Source organism: Pedobacter gandavensis (assembly GCF_032678745.1).
Lineage (GTDB): Bacteria > Bacteroidota > Bacteroidia > Sphingobacteriales > Sphingobacteriaceae > Pedobacter > Pedobacter gandavensis_C.
Genome location: NZ_JAVTST010000004.1, coordinates 294607 through 315248 on the forward strand (window position 1 = coordinate 294607; position 20642 = coordinate 315248).

General features: G+C 40.8%; 14 protein-coding genes. 1 reads left to right on the forward strand and 13 read right to left on the reverse strand.

The genetic code is table 11. From position 1 onward, the window contains the following. Positions 1 to 21: 21 nt before the first annotated feature. The 6 genes from R2S10_RS15495 to R2S10_RS15520 form a co-directional block, all read right to left on the reverse strand. Positions 22 to 3114: an efflux RND transporter permease subunit gene (locus R2S10_RS15495; RefSeq protein WP_316841329.1), complete on the reverse strand. Its 3093-nt coding sequence runs from the start codon at positions 3112 to 3114 to the stop codon at positions 22 to 24. A 20-nt stretch (positions 3115 to 3134) separates the two neighbouring features. Next, positions 3135 to 4205, reverse strand: a complete 1071-nt coding sequence (locus tag R2S10_RS15500) for an efflux RND transporter periplasmic adaptor subunit (RefSeq protein ID WP_316841330.1) — start codon at positions 4203 to 4205, stop codon at positions 3135 to 3137. A gap of 171 nt (positions 4206 to 4376) precedes the next feature. Continuing rightward, positions 4377 to 6638, reverse strand: a complete 2262-nt coding sequence (locus R2S10_RS15505; RefSeq protein ID WP_316841331.1) for a heavy metal translocating P-type ATPase — start codon at positions 6636 to 6638, stop codon at positions 4377 to 4379. An 86-nt stretch (positions 6639 to 6724) separates the two neighbouring features. Beyond that, positions 6725 to 7309, reverse strand: a complete 585-nt coding sequence (locus tag R2S10_RS15510) for an AraC family transcriptional regulator (RefSeq protein ID WP_316841332.1) — start codon at positions 7307 to 7309, stop codon at positions 6725 to 6727. 76 nt (positions 7310 to 7385) lie between these two features. Next, positions 7386 to 7949: an AraC family transcriptional regulator gene (locus R2S10_RS15515; protein ID WP_316841333.1), complete on the reverse strand. Its 564-nt coding sequence runs from the start codon at positions 7947 to 7949 to the stop codon at positions 7386 to 7388. Positions 7950 to 8071: 122 nt separating this feature from the next. Beyond that, positions 8072 to 8254, reverse strand: coding sequence for a hypothetical protein (locus R2S10_RS15520; RefSeq protein WP_316841334.1), 183 nt, complete (start codon positions 8252 to 8254; stop codon positions 8072 to 8074). A 177-nt stretch (positions 8255 to 8431) separates the two neighbouring features. Between R2S10_RS15520 and R2S10_RS15525 the strand changes: the two genes are divergently transcribed. Continuing rightward, positions 8432 to 9463 carry an Atu2307/SP_0267 family LLM class monooxygenase gene (locus R2S10_RS15525; RefSeq protein WP_316841335.1) on the forward strand — a complete coding sequence of 344 codons (1032 nt, stop codon included), beginning with the start codon at positions 8432 to 8434 and terminating at the stop codon, positions 9461 to 9463. Positions 9464 to 9537: 74 nt separating this feature from the next. Here the strand turns inward: R2S10_RS15525 and R2S10_RS15530 are convergent, their stop codons facing one another. From R2S10_RS15530 to R2S10_RS15560, 7 genes are read right to left on the reverse strand one after another with little or no spacing between them, the layout of a single operon-like run. Continuing rightward, positions 9538 to 10902: an aldehyde dehydrogenase family protein gene (locus R2S10_RS15530; RefSeq protein ID WP_316841336.1), complete on the reverse strand. Its 1365-nt coding sequence runs from the start codon at positions 10900 to 10902 to the stop codon at positions 9538 to 9540. After that, on the reverse strand, positions 10899 to 11615 hold the full coding sequence (locus R2S10_RS15535; protein WP_316841337.1) for a gamma-glutamyl-gamma-aminobutyrate hydrolase family protein: 717 nt from the start codon (positions 11613 to 11615) through the stop codon (positions 10899 to 10901). Before R2S10_RS15535 ends, R2S10_RS15530 begins: the two co-directional genes overlap by 4 nt. 44 nt (positions 11616 to 11659) lie before the next feature. Next, a complete protein-coding gene (locus tag R2S10_RS15540) occupies positions 11660 to 12808 on the reverse strand; it encodes an iron-containing alcohol dehydrogenase (protein WP_316841338.1) in 1149 nt (382 codons plus the stop codon). Between the two features lie 12 nt (positions 12809 to 12820). After that, positions 12821 to 14179 (reverse strand): glutamine synthetase family protein, encoded by a 1359-nt coding sequence (locus R2S10_RS15545; RefSeq protein ID WP_316841339.1) that lies wholly within the window; start codon positions 14177 to 14179, stop codon positions 12821 to 12823. Continuing rightward, on the reverse strand, positions 14176 to 15492 hold the full coding sequence (gene eat, locus R2S10_RS15550) for an ethanolamine permease (RefSeq protein ID WP_316841340.1): 1317 nt from the start codon (positions 15490 to 15492) through the stop codon (positions 14176 to 14178). Before eat ends, R2S10_RS15545 begins: the two co-directional genes overlap by 4 nt. A gap of 60 nt (positions 15493 to 15552) precedes the next feature. Beyond that, positions 15553 to 17115: a SusD/RagB family nutrient-binding outer membrane lipoprotein gene (locus R2S10_RS15555; protein ID WP_316841341.1), complete on the reverse strand. Its 1563-nt coding sequence runs from the start codon at positions 17113 to 17115 to the stop codon at positions 15553 to 15555. Positions 17116 to 17137: 22 nt separating this feature from the next. Next, positions 17138 to 20530 (reverse strand): SusC/RagA family TonB-linked outer membrane protein, encoded by a 3393-nt coding sequence (locus tag R2S10_RS15560; protein ID WP_316841342.1) that lies wholly within the window; start codon positions 20528 to 20530, stop codon positions 17138 to 17140. Positions 20531 to 20642: the final 112 nt, after the last annotated feature.

Consider the following 20642-nt stretch of genomic DNA (forward strand, 5'->3'; position numbering starts at 1 on the left):
CTTTGTTTTAATAGATCAGCATTACGCGATTTCCGTTTCTTCATTTTCCTCTTCAATCACTTCTTTAGCCTTGGCCCCTGACAGGTAAGAATAAACCGCAGGGATAATAAACAGGGTAAGAATTCCCGCAAAGGTCAATCCCCCTGCAATTACAATTCCCAGCGATTGGCGGCTGTTCACCGTAAGTGCGATTGGCAAGGCGCCAAATATCATTGCCAGAGAGGTCATCAAGATTGGACGGAAACGTGATACGGCTGCTTGTATGGCTGCATCATATTTTGAGAGTCCTTGTTCTTTCAAATGATTGGCAAATTCTACGATCAGGATACCATTTTTAGTAATCAAGCCCACCAGGGTGATGATCCCGATCTGACTGAACACATTTAAACTCTGGTCAAACCAATACAAACTTAGAATTGCACCGGTTACCGCCATTGGCACAGTAAGCATGATAATGAGTGGATCACGCAGGCTTTCAAATTGTGCCGCCATGATCATGTAAACCAGTAACAAGGCCAAAATAAGTGTAGCCGCGATATTGCCCTGACTTTCTTCATAATCTCTGGACTGACCTGCTAAACTCGTTTTAAAGTTTTCGTTCAAGACTTCTTTTTTAATACGTGCCATTTCTTCAATACCATCTTCCAGACTTACTCCTGGCGCAAGTCCGGCAGAAACAGTAGCAGAAGTATATTGGTCATAGCGATAAATTGCAGCCGGACTGATCCCCTCTTCGATCGTCACCAGATTATCCAAAGAGATCATTTGCTGGTCAGCAGAACGGACATAAATGGAGCGTAGATCGCTGATATCATTTCTATTTTTGCGTTCTACCTGACCGATCACTTCGTATTGCCTATCTGATCGTAAGAAATAACCATAACGCTGGCCAGAAAACGAAAGCTGTAAAGCCCTTGATATTTCCTGTACGGATACCCCCATTAATGCGGCTTTTTGCCTATCGATATTGATTTTCAATTCCGGTTTATTAATTTTCAGATCAGCATCTACGAACATCAGCTTTTTACTCTGCCTTGCTGCGGCCAGAAAACCTGGAAGCACCTTGTTCAAGCTATCCAGCGTAGGTGCCTGGAGTACATACTGAACCGGCATACCACCGCCATAGCGCGTACCGATGGTAGGTGGCAGATATGGAAATAAAAGGAAGCCCTTGAATTTACCAGAGGCCATTGCGTATTGATTATATAAATCCTGAGTAGAGGCTTTACCTTTTCCGGGATCATTTAGATAAATACTCTGCACAGCGATGTTAACCGGTGCTGGAGCTGGAATAAAGGAAATACCAACCATAGAATAGGTTTGATACAGCCTACTACCCGTAGAGTCGTTCACGTATTTCCCTACTTCGGTCATACGCTTTTGCATATATTCAAAAGAGACACCTTCCGGAGCAATCGCGATCAAACTCATGTTGGATCTGTCTTCTATCGGAGCAAGCTCAGAAGGAAGTTTTTTCCCCACAAAATAAATGAGACTGGCAGTGCCGATTAAAAATACCGGCGCTAACCATCGGCGTTTCATAAAGGCGGTTAATAAATTCGCATATCCATTATTTAAACGGATGAAAAAGGGCTCTGTATTTCTATATAACCAATTTGGCTTGTCGTTCTTTTTTAACAATAAAGCGCTCAGCATCGGCGAAAGCGTTAAGGCAACAAACGCGGATACCAGTACCGAACCCGATACTACAATCGCAAATTCTTTAAATAACTGGCCACTGATCCCACCCATAAAAATAATAGGCATAAATACCGCAGCCAGGGTAATGGTGGTGGAAATTACCGCGAAATAGATTTCTTTAGCGCCTTTGAAAGCGGCCTGAATTGGCGACATACCTTCTTCTATCTTTTTATAGATATTTTCCAGCACCACAATCGCATCATCAACCACTAAACCTATGGAAAGCACTAAGCCCAGCAAGGTGAGTACATTGATCGAAAATCCTGCCACATACATAATGAAAAATGCCGAAAGAATGGAGACAGGAATTGCCAGCACCGGTATTATGGTAGAGCGCCAATCACGGAGAAAAAGAAAGATGATCAATACCACTAAACCAAAAGCGATAAAAAGGGTTTCTTCTACTTCTTTAATTGATTTACGCACAGGACTGGTGAAATCAAAACCAACAATCAGGCGATATTCTTTAGGTATTTCTTTACGTAACTGAGCTAATCTGGCATGAAATTCATCGACAACCTTAATCGCATTGGCTCCTCGTTGAATCTGAACAGCAATACCTACTCCGATTCTATTTAAATTACCGGTTTCATTGATAATTGCCGTTCGTTCATTTTCTTCTCCAAGTTTCGCAGAGCCGATATCTTTTAAGCGCACTACGGTATTACCCTCGCGTTTAATGATCATCTCATTGAAATCCTCTACAGTCGTTAAGCGACCAAGTGTACGCACACTTAGCTCATTATTTGCACCTTCTATTCTTCCGGAAGGCAGATCAAGATTCTCTCTTGCCAATGCCTGTCGGATGTCTTCTGGAGTAAGCATATAGGCCGCCAGTTTAACCGGATCAAATTGTAGCCGCATGGCGTACTTGTGTTCACCAACAACGGCAACACTGTTTACACCAGGAATGGACTGCATTCTGTCTTTTATAACCGTAGAAGCCAGGTGACTTACCTCTCTAATGTCCTTGGTATCACTTTCCACCTCTAAAAAGGCTACCAGATTATCCGGTGAGGAAGCTTTTTCAACCACAGGCGGATCTACATCTGCAGGAAGTTGTTTTCTGGATTTGGCTACCTTATCGCGAACATCGTTTAAGGCATCTTCCAGATCAATATCCCGATTAAATTCTATAGAGATCACACTCACCTGCTCCCTGGACTCGGAAGAAATTGTTCTAACGCCATTGGATTCAGCAATAGACTCTTCCATAGGTTTGGTGATTTTGGAAGCAATTACATCAGGACTTGCCCCTGGATAATAGGTGACCACCGAGATCACCGGGGGCTCTGTCAGCGGATATTCTCGGACTCCTAAGTAATTCCAGCCAACAATCCCCATAACAACGATAAAGGCGGAAAATACAGCCGCCAAAACCGGTTTTTTTATACTTAATGATGATAAACTCATGTCTTTATATTTGAAATAGATTATTTGGAAAGCACTGCCTGAACAGGCATGCCATTGCCAAGACGAAGAAGATTAGATACAATGACACTATCGCCATTATTTAAGCCCGAGGTAATCGTGGCTGCGGTTTCAGTTCTGTTACCAATGCTAACGGGTTTTGATTTCGCCAAGCCCTTTTCAACCACAAAAACAGTATATCCATCTCCCCCTGGAATGAGTGCTTCAGTTGGTAGGTGAATCGCTTTTGCATTTTTTGCTGAGGTCGAAAAATGGATCTTGACAGAAAGACCCGCCCTAAATTTTCCGCCAGGGTTATCAGTAACCGCCTGTACTTTTAAGGCCCTGTTTTGGGCGTTAATTCCAGGCTCTGTCGCTTTAATTGTCGCAGTCTGCTGCAGATCAGAAACTGCAGTTGTAAAATTAATTTTACCACCAGTTTTAACCAGTGGAAGGTACTTTTCCGGAACAGAAAAATTCATCTTAATGGTACCATGGTCCTGCAAGTTAACTAGCTCCGTACCCGGCGACACAAAAGAACCTGGATCTACCGTTGAAATACCGATGTTTCCAGAAAAAGGTGCCCTGATCTCCGTTTTATTCAGTTCCTCCTGGAGTACTTCGCGCTGTGCTTCCAGTGCTTGTAATTTCACCGCCGTTTCATCGTATTGCTGTTGATTTACAGTTTCCGTTTTCAGCAGATTACTGATTCTTTGTTCATTTAGGCGGGCTAATTTCAATTCTGAATTCAATCCTCTTAACCGGGCCTTCAGGTCAGCATCGTTGAGTTTATAAAGCAATTGGCCTTTACTAACATATCCTCCATCCTGAAAAGCAACCTGAATAATCTTCTGGGCGATTTCACTTACAATGGCAACCTCCCGATAGGGAAGCATTGTGCCGACAATCACTTCTTCCTGATCCAGGTTTTCTTCATTTACAACGATGGCATCCACTTCCAATTTATTAGGATTAACCGCTGCCGTGCTGGAGGCTTTTTCCGTTTTTTCGGGATCACCATTACAGGCAATCAGCAGCATACTACAGAGTACTGGAAGAAAAGCAACTTTTAGTTTATTTGTATCTTTTAACATGATATGATGGTTAAGGGTGCAACAAATTTTGTTTTGATGGGGACAAATCTACTGGCCTCAGCAGCCCTTTACTTTATACTATTGCGGCTAAGAGTTATAGTATTTCTGTAGAATTATTCAAAAAAAAATGCCCGGAAAAAGCCGGGCATTAAAAAAATGAGTTGCTGGTTTTTACAATTTAACCGTCTTTAACCGCAAGCTATTGCTGACCACAGAAACAGAGCTTAAAGCCATTGCAGCCCCAGCAATCATTGGATCGAGTAAAAATCCATTGATAGGATATAATAAACCGGCAGCGATAGGAATGCCTATGAGGTTATAAATAAAGGCCCAGAATAAATTCTGTTTGATGGTTTTTACCGTTCTGCAGGAAAGCTTTAAAGCTTTAGGTACAATATTCAGATCGGAAGTGATCAAAGTCATCTTCGCCACATCCATTGCAATGTCTGAGCCCCTACCCATCGCAATGCTGACATCAGCTTGTGCCAGTGCATGACTGTCGTTTATACCATCTCCAACCATTGCCACAATTTTCCCTTGCGATTGCAGTTCCTTTACAAAGTTTGCCTTGTCCGAAGGCATTACTTCCGCTTTATAATGTTTTAAGCCTACCTGTCTGGCTACGGCAGCCGCAGTTTGTTTATTATCTCCTGTAAGCATGTAAACTTCGATTCCTTTATTTTGGAGTGTTTCAATGGCCTCCTGTGAAGTAACCTTTATTTTGTCGGCAATGGCAATGGCAGCAAGCCCGTTTTTTCGATCCGCAAAATAAACCACAGTTTTAGCTTCCTCCTGCCATATTTCAGCTTGGATGAGTACATCATGACTTATTAAAATCCCATATTCATCCATTAGTTTCTTATTGCCAATAAAATAGGATATGCCTTGATAAACAGCGCTAATTCCTTTACCAGTAATACTTTCAAATTGTGCTAAGCGAACTGTTGTAACAGATTCTTCTTTTAAACGATTAATCACCGCTTCTGCCAATGGATGTTCAGACTGGGCTTCCATAGCGTACAAAATCTGTTTATTGAGCTGATGATCTGTAGTTGTATCATTCCAGATCATATCCGTCAGCACAGGTCTGCCTTCGGTAATTGTCCCAGTTTTATCTAAGATAATTGTATTTACTTTATGACCCAATTCCAGGCTTTCCGCATCCTTAATCAGGATATTATTTTCCGCACCTTTTCCAATGCCAACCATGATTGCCGTTGGGGTAGCCAATCCTAAGGCACATGGACAGGCGATCACCAACACAGTAACAGAAGTTAGTAAGGCATGGGTAAAAGCAGCTTCGCCACCAATTAACATCCAGATGGTAAAAGTAAGAATTGCAATTCCGATGACTACGGGAACAAATATCCCTGCAATTTTATCCACCAATTTTTGTACTGGCGCCTTACTCCCCTGGGCTTCCTGTACCATCTTAATGATCTGTGCAAGAATCGTATCACCACCTACTTTTTCCGCTTTGAACTCAAAGCTGCCTTTCTGATTAATCGTACCAGCAAATATTTTTTCTCCCTTTGTTTTAGCAACGGCAACGGGTTCACCACTGATCATACTTTCATCCACATATGAGCTTCCTTCCGTTACTACTCCATCAACAGGGATCTTTTCTCCGGGCTTCACTACAATAATATTTCCAACCTGCACCTGCGATACAGGAATTTCCGTGGCTATCCCGTCCAGCATGATGTTTACTGTTTTTGGCTGCATACCCATTAATTTTTTAATGGCTGATGAAGTATTGGACTTAGCTTTCTCTTCCAATAATTTACCCAAAGAAATAAAAGCAATGATCACCGCTGCAGCTTCAAAATAAACATGTGCGTGGAGCCCTCTTTGGTGCCAAAACTCAGGATAAATCGTATTAAAGGCACTGAATAGAAATGCAATTCCTGTACTCAAAGCGACCAGCGTATCCATATTGGCTTTCTTATGCCTGGCCTGTTTAGCCGCATTGATAAAATAGCTGCGACCTAAATAGAAAACCACTGGTATGGTCAGGGCCATCATGATCCAGTTTCCATTAGGCATGTCCATAAAGAACATACCAATCACTGATATAGGAATAGAAAGTAGGACTGCCCATATGGTTCTTTTTTTCAATTCTTCATAATGCTTGAGCTGGGCATCCTGTTGTATCTGTTGCGGATCATCAGCATCAACGATCAGGTCATATCCGATACCGCGAACTGCATTTTGCAATTCTTCGGGTTTAACCGTTTCGTCATATTCAGCCCAGGCCGTTTGATTGGCATAATTCACGCCTGCATTATGGACACCTTTAGCCGATTTAAGCATACTTTCCAGACTTACTGCACAGGCGGCGCAAGTCATTCCTAAAACAGGGAAAGTTTTCTTTATATAATTATTTGCTGAAGTTTTTTTTGCGGGTTTTTGATCTAAACTGAGTGCTTCCATAATCTCTATTTTTTTACAACAATATTAAAGAGAGCTGATGCCTTAGTCATTACACAATTGGCGGAATAATGTATATAATTATAAGGTTACTCCTGCTTACTTTGCTCCATTATACTGAGTTTATCCTTCCTTATTCTTTTATAATACGCAAAATCGAAACCCGTATATTTCTTTAATTGTCGAGATAGATAGGCCACACTACTATAGCCCAAAGTATAGGCTATAGCCGTTAAGGACTGGTCGGTATAAACCAAAAGTGCTTTGACTTCCTCAATTTTCTTGTGTATAATATACTGCTCGAGGGTATTACCCTGGGTAATGGAAAATATAGCGCTCAGTGCATCATAATCTCTGTGTAAGTCTTCAGAAATCCATTTTGAAAATTTAACAGGTTCTCCGGTTTCAGATTGTTCGTTGATACCACGTCCGACTGCAAGTTTAATCTGACTAATCAATTGCTCATTCTTATCATACAGGAGATCGAACCCATTCTTTTGTAAAACCACTTTTAAGGTTTGTTCATCAACAGGTTTATTACTCTCTTTTAAGATGACTTCTCCTAAATTTATACTCGAAATATCTAATCCAAGTTTGAGTAGTTCATCACTTAATACGGTAATGCAGCGGTTACAAACCATGCCTTTAATTAGTAACTTATTGGTCTTTTTCATCACAAAAAATTTATACTCAAAAATAGAATCGAGTATAAAACTGCAGTTACACTATTCAGGGAAATGTTTATAGTATTTACAACTGGTCTAATGGCTTACGCGAATTTTCTTTTATTTTTTTATAATGAGATGGGCTAAAGCCTGTGGCCTTTTTGAATTGGGTAGAAAGGTATTGAACACTGCTATAGCCTAATTTATGAGCGATCTCACTTAGCGTAAGTTCATCGTATTCCAGAAACTCCTTTGCTCTTTCTATACGCTGCAGAATGAGGTATTGTTCAATGGTAATGCCTTCAATATTAGAAAAAAGAGAGCTGATATAATTATAATCGATACTTAGCTTTTGCTGAATCAGGTAGGATAATTTAAGCGTTAAATCTATGCTATCCGCCCCATGAATAATTTCAATAATGAGGGTCTTGACTCTTTCTACCAGCACCATTTTACGGTCATCTAATAATTCAAAACCTTTCTCTGACAACCAGTTTCTTAAATAGCTCGTCTGCACACTAGAAAGCTCCTCCTCTAATTCAACTTCTCCCAGCTGTACTCGAACTGTTGCAACATCCATCTTTTCAAACACCTGCCTTACCACAGCGATGCACCTGCAACATACCATATTTTTGATTGACACCTTCATTTAGCGCAAAATTAGCCTTATGGAATATCCGAAAACTACATAATTACTGGGAAAACTTATATAATTTCATTCCTAAAACTAAATTCGAATATCAATGGAGGCCGATCCTCATTTTCATTCCCTTAATTCAGGTCAACATCAGCTGCAGGCTGATCAAGCTCAATATCATTATCCTTTAATGCCTGATTATACCCGATAGAATATTTAATCTTCCCCCAGGCAGTTAGCATTAATATAACATCCTCATCTTTAAGTGTTCCAGTAACCTGAGCCTTACAGTAATCTAAAAATTCTATTTCCGTCATTATACGTTGCTTTAAATTGACAATAAATGTTTTAAAATGGGTGATACCAATTATCAATGTCAATCCCATTATTTTCCAGCAAATATCGCTATCTTAATCATGATTCCATACCATCCACGGATGATAAAATTACACATCACTGTAAATTAAAAGCAAAAAAAACATTAAAATTGACACATGGAAATTGGGATCAGTACATTTGGAGAATTACAGCCTGATCGCGTAGCAGGAAAAGCAGTTAACGCGCATCAAAGGGTTCAGGAATTATTAGAGGAGGTGAAGCTTGCCGACGAAGTAGGTCTTGACGTTTTTGCATTCGGAGAGCATCATCGTGCGGACTTTGTCATTTCCTCACCTGAGATCATGATGGCAGCTGCGGCGGCGATCACTAAAAATATCAAGTTATCAAGCTCTGTCACCGTATTGAGTTCCGCAGATCCCGTTCGGACTTTTCAGAACTTCTCAACTGTAGATCTCATCTCTAATGGAAGAGCTGAAATTATTGCAGGAAGAGGCTCCTTCACAGAATCATTCCCACTATTCGGTTATAATTTGACTGATTACGATGAACTTTTCACTGAAAAGCTCGGCTTATTGCTACAACTCAATGAGGAAGAAATCATAACCTGGAAGGGAAAACACAGGGCTTCAATTATAAAAAGAGGTGTGTATCCACGTCCGATACAATCCTCCATACCAGTATGGATAGGTGTAGGTGGCACTCCTGCCTCTGCACAGCGTGCCGGAAGACTAAACCTTCCAATGGCAGTTGCAATTTTGGGTAGTCCTCCAGAACAATTCGTTCCTTTTATAAATCTCTACCGTAAATCAGCAGCAGAAGCAGGTCACGACCCCGCTAAACTTCAATTGGCCATCAGTTCACAGTTTTACGTAGCAGAGAATGCACAACAAGCTGCAGATGAGTTTTACCCATCTTATGAGCAATTGATGAACCGTGTAGGAAAAGACAGGGGCTGGTCGCCGATGAGCAGACAACAATTCGATTATCTGCGTACCGATGGTCCATTAGTAGTTGGAAGTCCACAACAGGCGATTGATAAAATCATGCATCAGTATGAGCTTTTCAAAAATACCAGGTTCCTGGCACAGCTGGTCACCGGATCTATTTCGCACAAACAGGTATTGAAAACCATTGAATTACTGGGCACTCAGATTGCGCCAGTTATCAGAAAAGAAACTAAGAAATAAACGGCAAAGAAAAAACTTCAGTTGCCTTCAATATGGAAGACAGCTGAAGTTTTATCCATAGTTTCCCATTATCCTTACTTCCTCAAATGCCAGGCTTTCGGCTTCACAAAAGCCCGTAATCCTTGATGAGAAAGCGTAGCACCAAAACCGGAATGTTTCCTGCCACTCCATGGCAAACCCGCACTTACCCGATCACAACAATTCCAATACCCCGAGCCGGCATCAATCTCAGAAAGGATCCGCTGAGCGCGAACCCCATCAAAAGCATATACTGCAGCCGTTAAGCCATATTGAGTATCTTTCATTAGGGCAATGGCTTCCTCATCATTTTTTACTTTCATGATGCCTATAATAGGACCGAAACTTTCTTCCTGCATCAGTCTCATTTCATTAGTTACATTAATTAAGACCGTTGGCTCAAAATAATACCCTTTTCCGGGCTTTCTTTTTCCGCCACACATCAGTGTTGCTCCTTTTAATAAAGCATCCTCCACCTGCTCTTCTAACACCTTCAACTGTTCCTTTCTTGTTAAGGCAGCAAGGTAAACACCTTCTTCAGTTGGCAAACCTATTTTCCATGACTGTACTTCTTTCAAAAATGCCGCTTTATAGGCTTCATAAACCTCCTCATGAACATAAATACGTTCTACGGCACAACAACTCTGTCCATTGTTATAAAAAGCGCCATCTGCCGTTCCAACGGCTACCGCAGCCACATTCTTTACATCATCTGCAACATAAAGTGGATCCTTCCCACCTAATTCGAGCTGACAAGGCACCATTTTTTTAGCTACCTTTTCATAAATAGATTTCCCGGTACGGTAAGATCCTGTAAAAAAATAAGCATCAAAATCAAGATCAAGCAAAGCCTCTCCTGTTTCTTTAGCTCCAATGGCGGTCTTAAAAACACCATCGGGCAATCCGGCCTTTATCCATAACTCTTCGATTTCCAGTCCCGTTAAAGTTGCATATTCAGAAGGTTTATACATCACTGCATTTCCAGCAATTAATGCTGGAACAAATACATTTACCCCTACGAGATAAGGATAATTCCATGCTGAAATATTACAAATTACCCCTAAAGGCTCATAAGATATCTTTTCCTGAAGCTCCTCGGTATCCGTAACCCATTCCTCAGATAAATAACGTTCTGCGTTATTCAACATCCAGGAGATCCGATTTCTTGCCCCCTTAATTTCATTGTGAGACTGGGGTAATGGTTTTCCCACCTCAGCAGTTAGCACCGCAGCCAAACCTTCTATTTCAGCATCTAGCAAATCAGAAAAGCGCTGAACCACCTGCATTCGTTCCACTAAACTCCTCTTTGCCCATTCCTGCTGTGCCAGACGAAGCAAGGCATATTTTTCATGTAGAGAAACAAGGTTGTCTTCCTGGACTGTCTTTATAATTTCTTCTGTCGCTGGATTTATGATGTTCATTTTTTATGATTTCTTATTTCCTGAATAAAATGTTCTTTGATTTTTTGGGAGAAAGGCTGAATTTCCTTTTCCTTCATTCTTTCCGGATGCCATTGCACAGCCAGCATAAAGCCATTGTTCTGTTTATCCTTGTATTCTAAGCCTTCTACAATTCCATTTCCAGAAACCGCATAAGCATTGATCATTAAGTTTTTAGCTAGACATTTAGGATCTACTGCCTGATGGTGAGCGCTGTTCACCAGCCCTTTTTTTTCAATAGTAATCCCAGCTAATAAAGATCCCTCCACCACATTTACCTCATGAACTTTATCAAGTTCCCCTTTCTTGTGAATTGCATTTTCAGGTTCTCCAATGTCATCAAAAACAGCTCCACCTTCCAGAATATTAATGTATTGCATTCCTCTGCAAATCCCCAGCAATGGCAATCGCTCTGATTTCGCAAACTCATAAATCTGTCTTTCAAATTCATCTCTTTCTGGGGAGAATACCAATGGTCGATAAGGGTAATCTTCCGCTCCACCAGAAATAGCCGGGGTCACATCGATCCCTCCGGTTAATACAAACCCATCACACTTTGCAATATCTTCCGTATTTCCTTTTTCAAAAGAAAGCGCTATTAATTCCAGGTCCTCAGCGAGATCAGCTGGGGTAAACCAATTCCAGTAGTTTTGAAAACTTGCTTCCGTAAAGCTAATTCCTATCTTTTTCCGCATTGATAAAATTCATTAATTATCATTCAACAGGCAATTTGTGATCATTACAGTGCCTTTAAATACAAAGCTTTAAAATCGGCTCTACTCACAGGCTTAGGGTTATTCGGATGAGCGAAATCTGCAAAAGCAAGATCTGCCAGCGTATCTATTTGCTCCATTGAGACTCCAATATCTCTCAAATGATGAGGAATACCTAAAGTAGAATTGAGCTCGAAAAGATAATTTACCACAGCCTCACCATTTTCCTTTTTCAATTCCAATGCTTTTGCCATACGTTTGAATCTATTTTCAAACCCCGCTATATTAAACTCCATCCCATAAGGGATATTCACCGCATTAGCTAATCCATGATGCGTATCTAATAAAGAAGAAAGCGGATGCGCAAGAGAATGAACAACGCCTAAACCTTTTTGAAAGGCAATTGCGCCCATCATTGAAGCCAGGAGCATTTTACTGCGACTCTCCAAATCCGGCCGAAGCGTGGCTGTTACCAATGCATCTCTAACTAAGCCGATACCTTCTAAAGCAATCCCATCACATAAAGGATGATAATTTTTGGCGAGGAAAGCTTCCATATTATGGGTTAATGCGTCCATTCCAGTAGCAGCGGTAATGTGTGCTGGTAAATCCATCGTTAAAACAGGGTCTGCGAACACAATTTTAGCCATCAGCTTAGGTGAAAATAAAATTTTCTTTTGATGCGTCTCATCATCAGAAATAATCGCACTGCGGCCTACTTCACTCCCTGTCCCGGAAGTAGTGGGAACAGTAATAAAATGCGGCACATCATTGGTCACAAACACATCACCACCAATCAAATCATCGTACTTGAATAAATCTTCCCGATGGTTAACCCGTAAAACAATAGCCCGGGCGACATCTAATGCTGCTCCACCTCCAATTCCTATCACACAATCCCTGGAACTCTCATCCCAGGCCTCTGTTCCTTTATAAACATCACTTTTAACTGGATTTTTATGAATATCACTGAATACTACCACTGAACAATGATGAGCTTCCAGGTCTGCAACTATTGCTTTAAAAAACGCTAAGCCGGCAATTACAGGATCGGTCACCAGCAATGGGTGGTTTAATCCATTGGCCTTCAAATAAGCTGGCAATTCTTTGATCGCACCTGTTCCAAAACGAATGGTCGTCGGAAAATTAAATTGATGTATTTTATCAAATATCATGGTTAAGCGAGTTTAAATAATTTCAAAATATCTTTTCATTTCCCAGTCGGTCACGGCCTTCGCGTATTGCTTGCATTCCCATTCTCTGGTCAGGGTAAAATGCTCCACAAAGTCGGCACCGAATAAAGTGGCGGCCAAAGGCGATTCCTTCATTTTTCTCGTAGCTTCTTGTAAACTTCCTGGAAGAACCCCATTAGAAATATCCTTATAGCCATTTCCTTGTGTAGCGGCCTTATCCAATACCAGGTTATTTTTAATCCCATACAGACCTGCAGCCAAACAAGCCGACAAAGCCAAATAAGGATTAGTATCTGAACCAACTACTCTGGTTTCTAGTCGGGTAGTCTTGGAATGACCTGGTAATGCCCGTAAGGCGACTGTTCTATTGTCAATTCCCCAGGTTAACGTGGTTGGTGCCCAGGCACCTTCCACCAATCTTTTATAACTGTTGATTGTAGGGGCAATCATTGGCAATATATAAGGCAAACAATGGAGTTGTCCGGCAATATATGACTTCATCAGTTCAGACATTTTCGACGCATCATTCTCCTCATAAAACAGGTTATGTTTGCCTTCTTTATCCCATAAACTTTGGTGTACATGCCCACTACAACCAGGCAGGTTTTCGCTGATTTTAGCCATAAAGGTGGCCATAATACCATGCTGATAAGCAATTTCTTTTACTGCTGTTTTAAATAAAACTGCTTGATCAGCAGCCTCCAATATCCCTGCATATTTAATGGCTGCTTCATAAACCCCGGGGCCAGTTTCAGTATGGAGTCCTTCAATGGGAATTCCGAATTTGCTAAGGAGTTCAAACAGATCTGTCATATAGCTATTTTTCAAGCTGCTGCGCAGGATGGAATAACCAAACATTCCTGGTGTTAAAGGCTGAAGCTGTTGAAAATTCTTTTGATGGGCAGATTCGGGTGTCTCTGCAAAATTGAACCATTCAAATTCCTGAGAAAAATAAGGTTTGAAACCTAAGTCCTCTGCTTCAGCACATACTTTATGGAGCAATTGCCGTGGACAAGTATACAAGGCTTTATGGTTTTCATCTACAAAATCACCCAAAAAAAACGGCACATCATTTTCCCATGGAATCTTACGAAAAGTCTGCAGGTCTAATTTTACCTGTGCATCAGGATAACCAGTATGCCATCCTGTATATTTTACATTGTCGTAGGCCACATCCCCCATATCCCATCCAAAGGTGACATCACAAAAGCCAAGCCTTCCTTTAAGGATAGAGCTGAATTTCTCTGTTGAAATATACTTCCCCCTTAATACGCCATCAATATCTGCAACGGCCACTTTTACTTTACCAGAGGGATGTTGTTTTACATAAGCTAAAATTTCTTCTGTTGTCATTTATCTGCAGATTTAAAGGTTCTGTATAAGAAAAAGGCAACCGCTAAAATGGAGAAATAGATCAATCCAAGTTTAGGGTTAAAAATAAACATCGCGATGATGGATACTGTGGCTATAATTAATGCAATTATTGGAAACAAAGGGTAAAAGCGCAATCGGAAAGGGCGGTGTAGATCCGGTTCTCTTTTCCTTAAAATCATGATGGAGATCATGGAAATGATATAAAGCGTGAGTGCTCCAAAAACAGAAACGATAATGATTTCTGAGGTTTTCCCGGAGAGTAGGGCTAGAATACCGATCACCATATTTCCAATCAGCGCATTGGCAGGTGTATGAAACCGAGGGGAAATTTTCCCTAAAAAAGAAGGGATATGATGTACCCGGCCCATCTCATAAGTGGATCGTCCCGCAGCCAGAATCAGTCCATGAAAGGAAGCTACCAAGCCAAACAAGCCAACCGTAATTAGCAAATGATACATCAAATGGTTGTTCCCAGTGATCTTCGCCAATGCCAGAGGAAGTGGCGAATCGGAAGTCTCTCCACTCAATCCATTTTTATAAACGATCGCTTCCCATCCTGCAATTCCTGTTGCCGTAACAAAAACCAGGACACACAAAATTGCCAATGTCAGTATAGCCCATCCAAAGCCTCGGCTGATATCCCTTTGTGGATTCTTTGTTTCCTCGGCAACATTCGCGATTCCCTCAATCCCCAGAAAAAACCAGATGGCAAAAGGGATGGCTGCAAATACGCCACTCCAGCCGTTTGGCAAGGCATTGTGCGTTAGATTGACCATTTCAAACTTTGGCAGCGCTATTCCGGAAAACAACAGTAATTCTCCAACCGCAAAAACAGTGATGATCACCTCAAAAGATGCGGCCGCCTTTACGCCATAAACATTGAGCGCTGTAAAGATAAAATAGATGGAGATGGCACTGGTAAGAATAGGTACCTGAGGATAGAAAGCATTAAAATAGGCACCGATGGCAAATGCAATTGCCGGCGGTGCCAATATAAATTCAACAATTTGGGCAATACCGGCTATAAAACCGATATTTTCCCCCATTGCTCTTTTTGCATAATCGAACACTCCTCCTGCTTTAGGAATTGCGCAAGCCAATTCTGCATAACTAAATGTAAAAGTAACATACATCAACATGATGGCGAGTGTGGCAATGGCCATTCCTCCTGTCCCTCCTTTTTCAAGGCCGAGATTCCAACCAAAATACATGCCTGATATTACATATCCTACGCCAAGTCCCCATAACATAAAAGGAGTTAGTGTTTTCTTTAGACCCTTATTTGGCGTCATAGGCGTTTCTATTATAGCTAATTACATGAATTTACCGTATTACTAATATAACATAAAATCTTACTTTAAGATCCACATGATTTGATTGACATCGTCACTTCCACCATATTGACTCTGAATTGCAGTCGACACATTTGCTGCGTTATAATCCAACTCATTACCCGGATAAAGCCAGCGTAATGGGAATTTAGTAGTCGGCGTATTTAGGTTAGTGCTGCTGTTTAAGGTAAATACCGGATAACCCGTTCTTCTGTTTTCCATCCAGGCACTGTACTTACCACCTTGTAAGAAATTAGCCAGATATTTTTGTGTAATGATTTGTTCAATCTGCTGCGCGCTTGTTCCTGCTAATGCTACACCTGCAGAGGTAGGAAAAGCATCAATATAAGCGGCATCCATTTTCATATTGTGGTTATAATCGCTCAGATCAGGAGTATTGGCGGCGACAAAATTCATCGAGCTACTGATTCCGGAAGCATAATAACTCTGCGCAGTGGCACCGGTGATCCATCCTCTTACATTAGCTTCCGCCAATATAAACTGGAGATCCCAGTAACTGAATAGACTCACTGCCTCTGCATTTACCAATTGCACATAACGGTTATTCAAATCTGCATAGTCTTTTCCTACTCTACGGGTCTGCAGACTAGAGAAAGCATCGGAAGGTTCTACACCTGGATAAGCATTATAATCAGATGCCAAAAGTCCTGCTGTAATTTTCACTGGGGATGGTTTTGCATAATAAAACAAGCGTTTATCGTTTAACGTTTTCATTGGGCCCAGTAAGGTATTGGAAAGCATGGTATAGTTAGACTTTACGAATGAATTCCCTGAACCAGCAGGAACATCCGACCACGGGTAATTCTGACCGGCAACATTGTTATAAGCCAATGCAAAGTTGTCTTTAGCATCTCGCATTAAGGGGCGATTGGCAACGATGTCTTTAAAGCGTTCCACTACTTTCAAATCTGCATCAGCTGTTTTTTTATACAGATTAATGAGTACATGAAGTTCGAAGCTATTGGTTAACCTTCTCCAATTATCTACCTTACCACCATAAATTGGATCACCATCAAAATTCGTTCCTTCTGAAAACAATTGATTGGCTTGATCCAGTTCATTTAAAATACCTAAGAACACTATTTTTTGTGTATCATATTTTGGCTGTAATACCTTTTCACTTTCTCCTTTAATGGCATCGGTATAGGGTATATCTCCGACTTGCATACTCGCCTGAAAAAATTGCCATGCCCTTATAAAATGTCCCAATGCCTGATAAGATTTCTTCAGACCTTCGGTTGTCGCATATTTTTCCATTGGAGGAATGTTACGCAGAACCGTTAGACGTCCAAAATCTGCTCTACCCAGCTTATTGTACTGCGTGTTTTCCTGGCCTTCACCCCAGGTAATGTATTTACCCAATAGAAAAGGTTGCATAAATGCTTTCTGACTACTGATTTCATTTTTGGTAATGCTCAAAATCATGCCTGTTGCCAGGATAGAAGAGCTCACTTCAGTTGTTCTGTCCGGGTTTGAATTGATCTCTTCAAACTTCTGACAACCAGTGTTCATCAGGACCAACACTGGCAAAATTGCTATATATTTTAAAACTATAGTTTTCATAAGAATATCCTTTATTTAATAGTTAGAAGCCTACTTTAAAATTGAAACCCAACATACGTTGCGATGGTGAATTCAGGTTCTCCGTATCCACATCAGGATCTGAGTATTTAAAATTGGTCCACATCCATAAGTTTTGTCCGGTAACAGAGAATGAGGCTCTTTTTAACCCAATTTTGCTGATCCATTTCGGGGCAAAACTATAGCCCAGTGACAACTCACGAAGTTTCACAAAAGACTCATTTTGAATCCCCATATCTCCACCTCTAAAATTCTGTGCATAATCCTGGTAACCTACCTCTACATCATTAGGCGCATACTGACGCGTATCACTGGTCACCTGGCCATATTTATCATAGGTTACATTTCCTGAGATCACCTTAACTCCCTTACCCACAAAATTATTCTTACCATTAACCACCTGATCATAGCGGTATTGATTATCAGAATCAGGATTTGTACCTGTATCCCACATCTTATCGTACATGTAATTATACATCAGACCACCAATGCGCCCATCAATATTTACATTAAGATTCCAGTTTTTATACCTGAAACTATTGATAAAACCGAAGCTAAAATCAGGTTCTCCATAGCCATATTTTTTGCTGTAATCACTTTCTACAGGAGAACCGTTATTAAAGATGATATTTCCCTGAGGGTCTCTCAACCAATAACTCGCCTTATAAGTATCCAGCCTTTGTCCTTTTTTAGTCCATAAATCATCTGGAGAATAGATCGGGTCTAAATCAACATAATAACGGTGTTGTTGCGCCCAGTTCATGGTTGCATACCATTCGAAATCTCTGCTTTTAATGACTGATCCATCTAGAGTGATCTCAATACCACGACGTTCAAAAGTTTCTTTCGTATTGACAATTGCCATGCTAAAACCACTTGAATTAGGTAAGAAAGCTGTATTACTTCCTCCCGACAAATCTGTTTGACGGTTATAATAATACTTGTTAAAATAGGCAACATCAAAATGCAGGCGTTTTTTAAACAAGTAACCTACAGCACCGATTTCCCAGGTACGTTGTGAGCTAGGCAATAGGCCATCACCCAGCAAGTAATTAGGATAACTACCAGAGTTTAGCGTATTCCAGGCAGCTGTACTTGTACTATAAACACTGTTAATCGCATAAGGGTCAAAAGCATTTTTAAAGATGGTCCATGAACCACGAACTTTAAACAGATCCACCACTTCCGGTAATTTCACCAATTCTGAGATGACAACACTGGAACCGATAGAAGGGTAAAAATAATCTCTGGAAGATTTAGGTTGCGTTGAATTCCAGTCATTTCTACCGGTTACATCTAAGAATACAGCATCATTCCAACCAATGGAAGCCCGGCCATAAAGACTATTGATTTGTCTGGCTTTATGGTATGGAGTAACTGTTGGTGCTTCGATAGAACCTGCCAATGAAAAGAAGGTCGGAGAAATCAACCCATTTTTAGTAGTCGACTTCAGCCCCTGATCTGCGTAATAATAAATGGTTCCCCCTGCCAGTGCATCAAATGACCATTTGTTCAATTTCTTTTTATAGGTTAAAATCAGGTCATCATTGGTGCTATACCCAGTTGTATTGTCGATACTGTACATCCCTCTTGCGTTCCATCCCCCTCTGGTGGAGAAGATATTTGCGGTAGGATTACGCATCGTTTCTGAGTGATTGTAATTGTCATAGCCCAAACGCAACATCAGGTTAAAGTCTTCGTTAAACTTATAGTTTGCAGTTACATTAGCATTAACCGTGTTTTCAGTCCTTCCTTTTAGTTTCTCATTTGCAATCAAGTAAGGGTTATCATACCAATTGGTATACATCCAGTTTTGCGTTTTATTAGGGATTACCCAATAGTCTTTATAATCTCGGACGTCGTACTCAGTACCTGTCCACATCACCAATTGATATAGGTAGCCCTGATTGTCGTAGCCACCACCCCATATTTGAGGTGCATTGCGTCTGCTTAATCCAAAATGACTTTCAATTTTAAATTTATCATTGATCCTAATCTCCCCTCCGGAGGTTAAGTTCATCATGTTTAGCTTCTGATTTGGAAACTGTCCTTTATTATAAATATGGTTTAAACCAATTCTGAAGCTTCCATTTTCACCGGTCTGTGCAATGGAAATGTTATTGTTGGTGATGACACCGGTATTCATAAAGTTCTTCAGATTGTCTTTTCCTACAGAAACCAATGGACGGTTATCCTCGAACTGTTTCGTCGCCGGATTCCAATCTCTAGCGGTATTCCCTGCATCCAACTTTGGACCCCAAACGTAATCATTGTCAATCTTACCATTTTGTCCGCGTCCATAAGAACTTTGCACTTCCGGAACTGCCAGGTACCCCAACTGAAACATCGTATTACTGTTGATGTCAACTGCAAAACCTTTACCGGCAGCACCTTTCTTAGTGGTAATCAATAAAACCCCACCCTCAGCACGTGAACCATATAAGGAAGAAGCGGTAGATCCTTTTAACAAATCCATGCTTTCAATATCATCTGCCGGGACATCACGAAGGGTCATATTACCATAAGGCACCCCATCGATTACCAATAAAACACCTTCTCCTCTAAGTTGCAGCGTTGGCTTAGCATTAAATTCAGTAGAGTTTTTTACGACCAATCCAGCCACCTGTCCTGTTAAGGAAGTACCCAGATCAACACCTTTCACGGTCTGTACTTTATCGCCGGCAATCTTTTGAACGGCATAACCCAATGATTTCTCAGAACGCTTGATCCCTAAAGCAGTCACGACCACCTCAGAAAGGTCTTGCTTTTGCGCTTCCAATACGATGGTCAACACCGAATTAGCAGCGCTTACCGTAACCTCTCTGCTGGCATAGCCCAGATATTTGATGACCAGCACATCTCCCACTTTTGCATTGATTACAAAATCACCGGATGGACTGGAAGAAGCACCTTCTTTTGTACCTTTCACGATAATTGAAGCGCCAGGTAATGGATTTCCTTCCGTATCTATTACCTTTCCTTTAATCTGTACCATTGCTACAGTTGCCACCGGAGTAATGGCGATACTTTCCAATGCTTTCTTTTTAATCACCACTGTTTTATTGAGGATCATATAAGAATACGGTCGGTTCCTGAAAATCTGATTTAGTGCATCTTCGAGGCTAACTTCAGCCAATTCAATACTAATCAAGCCTTCTTTCTTGATCATTTTGTTGTTGTAAAAGAAAGTATACCCACTTTGTTTTTTGATGCTTTCAAAAAGCGCATTGAATGTACTGTTTCTTTTGGAGAGTGTAATTTTCTGAGAGAACCCGTCTGCCGATACCTGAAGGCAGCAAAAGAAGATTAAAATTACGGTGAGTTTCATGGCCAATAAGGTCTGCGTTGAGCATAGCCGCCTCATAAAAGGAGCTTTACTACATGAGTTTAATTTCATATTTTTGAATGTTTTGGTTTATTCATTAATTATCCAATAAGTTTTTTTTGAGGTCAACCGGAACGATGTTCCTATCTGATATGATCGGATTGGGGCAACCAGGGCCCTGTTG

Excerpts from the sequence above, each read along its gene's own strand:
- R2S10_RS15495 (WP_316841329.1), bottom strand. The coding sequence starts at position 3,114 with ATGAGTTTATCATCATTAAGTATAAAAAAACCGGTTTTGGCGGCTGTA.
- R2S10_RS15500 (WP_316841330.1), bottom strand. The coding sequence starts at position 4,205 with ATGTTAAAAGATACAAATAAACTAAAAGTTGCTTTTCTTCCAGTACTC.
- R2S10_RS15505 (WP_316841331.1), bottom strand. The coding sequence starts at position 6,638 with ATGGAAGCACTCAGTTTAGATCAAAAACCCGCAAAAAAAACTTCAGCA.
- R2S10_RS15510 (WP_316841332.1), bottom strand. The coding sequence starts at position 7,309 with ATGAAAAAGACCAATAAGTTACTAATTAAAGGCATGGTTTGTAACCGC.
- R2S10_RS15515 (WP_316841333.1), bottom strand. The coding sequence starts at position 7,949 with ATGAAGGTGTCAATCAAAAATATGGTATGTTGCAGGTGCATCGCTGTG.
- R2S10_RS15520 (WP_316841334.1), bottom strand. The coding sequence starts at position 8,254 with ATGACGGAAATAGAATTTTTAGATTACTGTAAGGCTCAGGTTACTGGA.
- R2S10_RS15525 (WP_316841335.1), top strand. The coding sequence starts at position 8,432 with ATGGAAATTGGGATCAGTACATTTGGAGAATTACAGCCTGATCGCGTA.
- R2S10_RS15530 (WP_316841336.1), bottom strand. The coding sequence starts at position 10,902 with ATGAACATCATAAATCCAGCGACAGAAGAAATTATAAAGACAGTCCAG.
- R2S10_RS15535 (WP_316841337.1), bottom strand. The coding sequence starts at position 11,615 with ATGCGGAAAAAGATAGGAATTAGCTTTACGGAAGCAAGTTTTCAAAAC.
- R2S10_RS15540 (WP_316841338.1), bottom strand. The coding sequence starts at position 12,808 with ATGATATTTGATAAAATACATCAATTTAATTTTCCGACGACCATTCGT.
- R2S10_RS15545 (WP_316841339.1), bottom strand. The coding sequence starts at position 14,179 with ATGACAACAGAAGAAATTTTAGCTTATGTAAAACAACATCCCTCTGGT.
- eat (WP_316841340.1), bottom strand. The coding sequence starts at position 15,492 with ATGACGCCAAATAAGGGTCTAAAGAAAACACTAACTCCTTTTATGTTA.
- R2S10_RS15555 (WP_316841341.1), bottom strand. The coding sequence starts at position 17,115 with ATGAAAACTATAGTTTTAAAATATATAGCAATTTTGCCAGTGTTGGTC.
- R2S10_RS15560 (WP_316841342.1), bottom strand. The coding sequence starts at position 20,530 with ATGAAATTAAACTCATGTAGTAAAGCTCCTTTTATGAGGCGGCTATGC.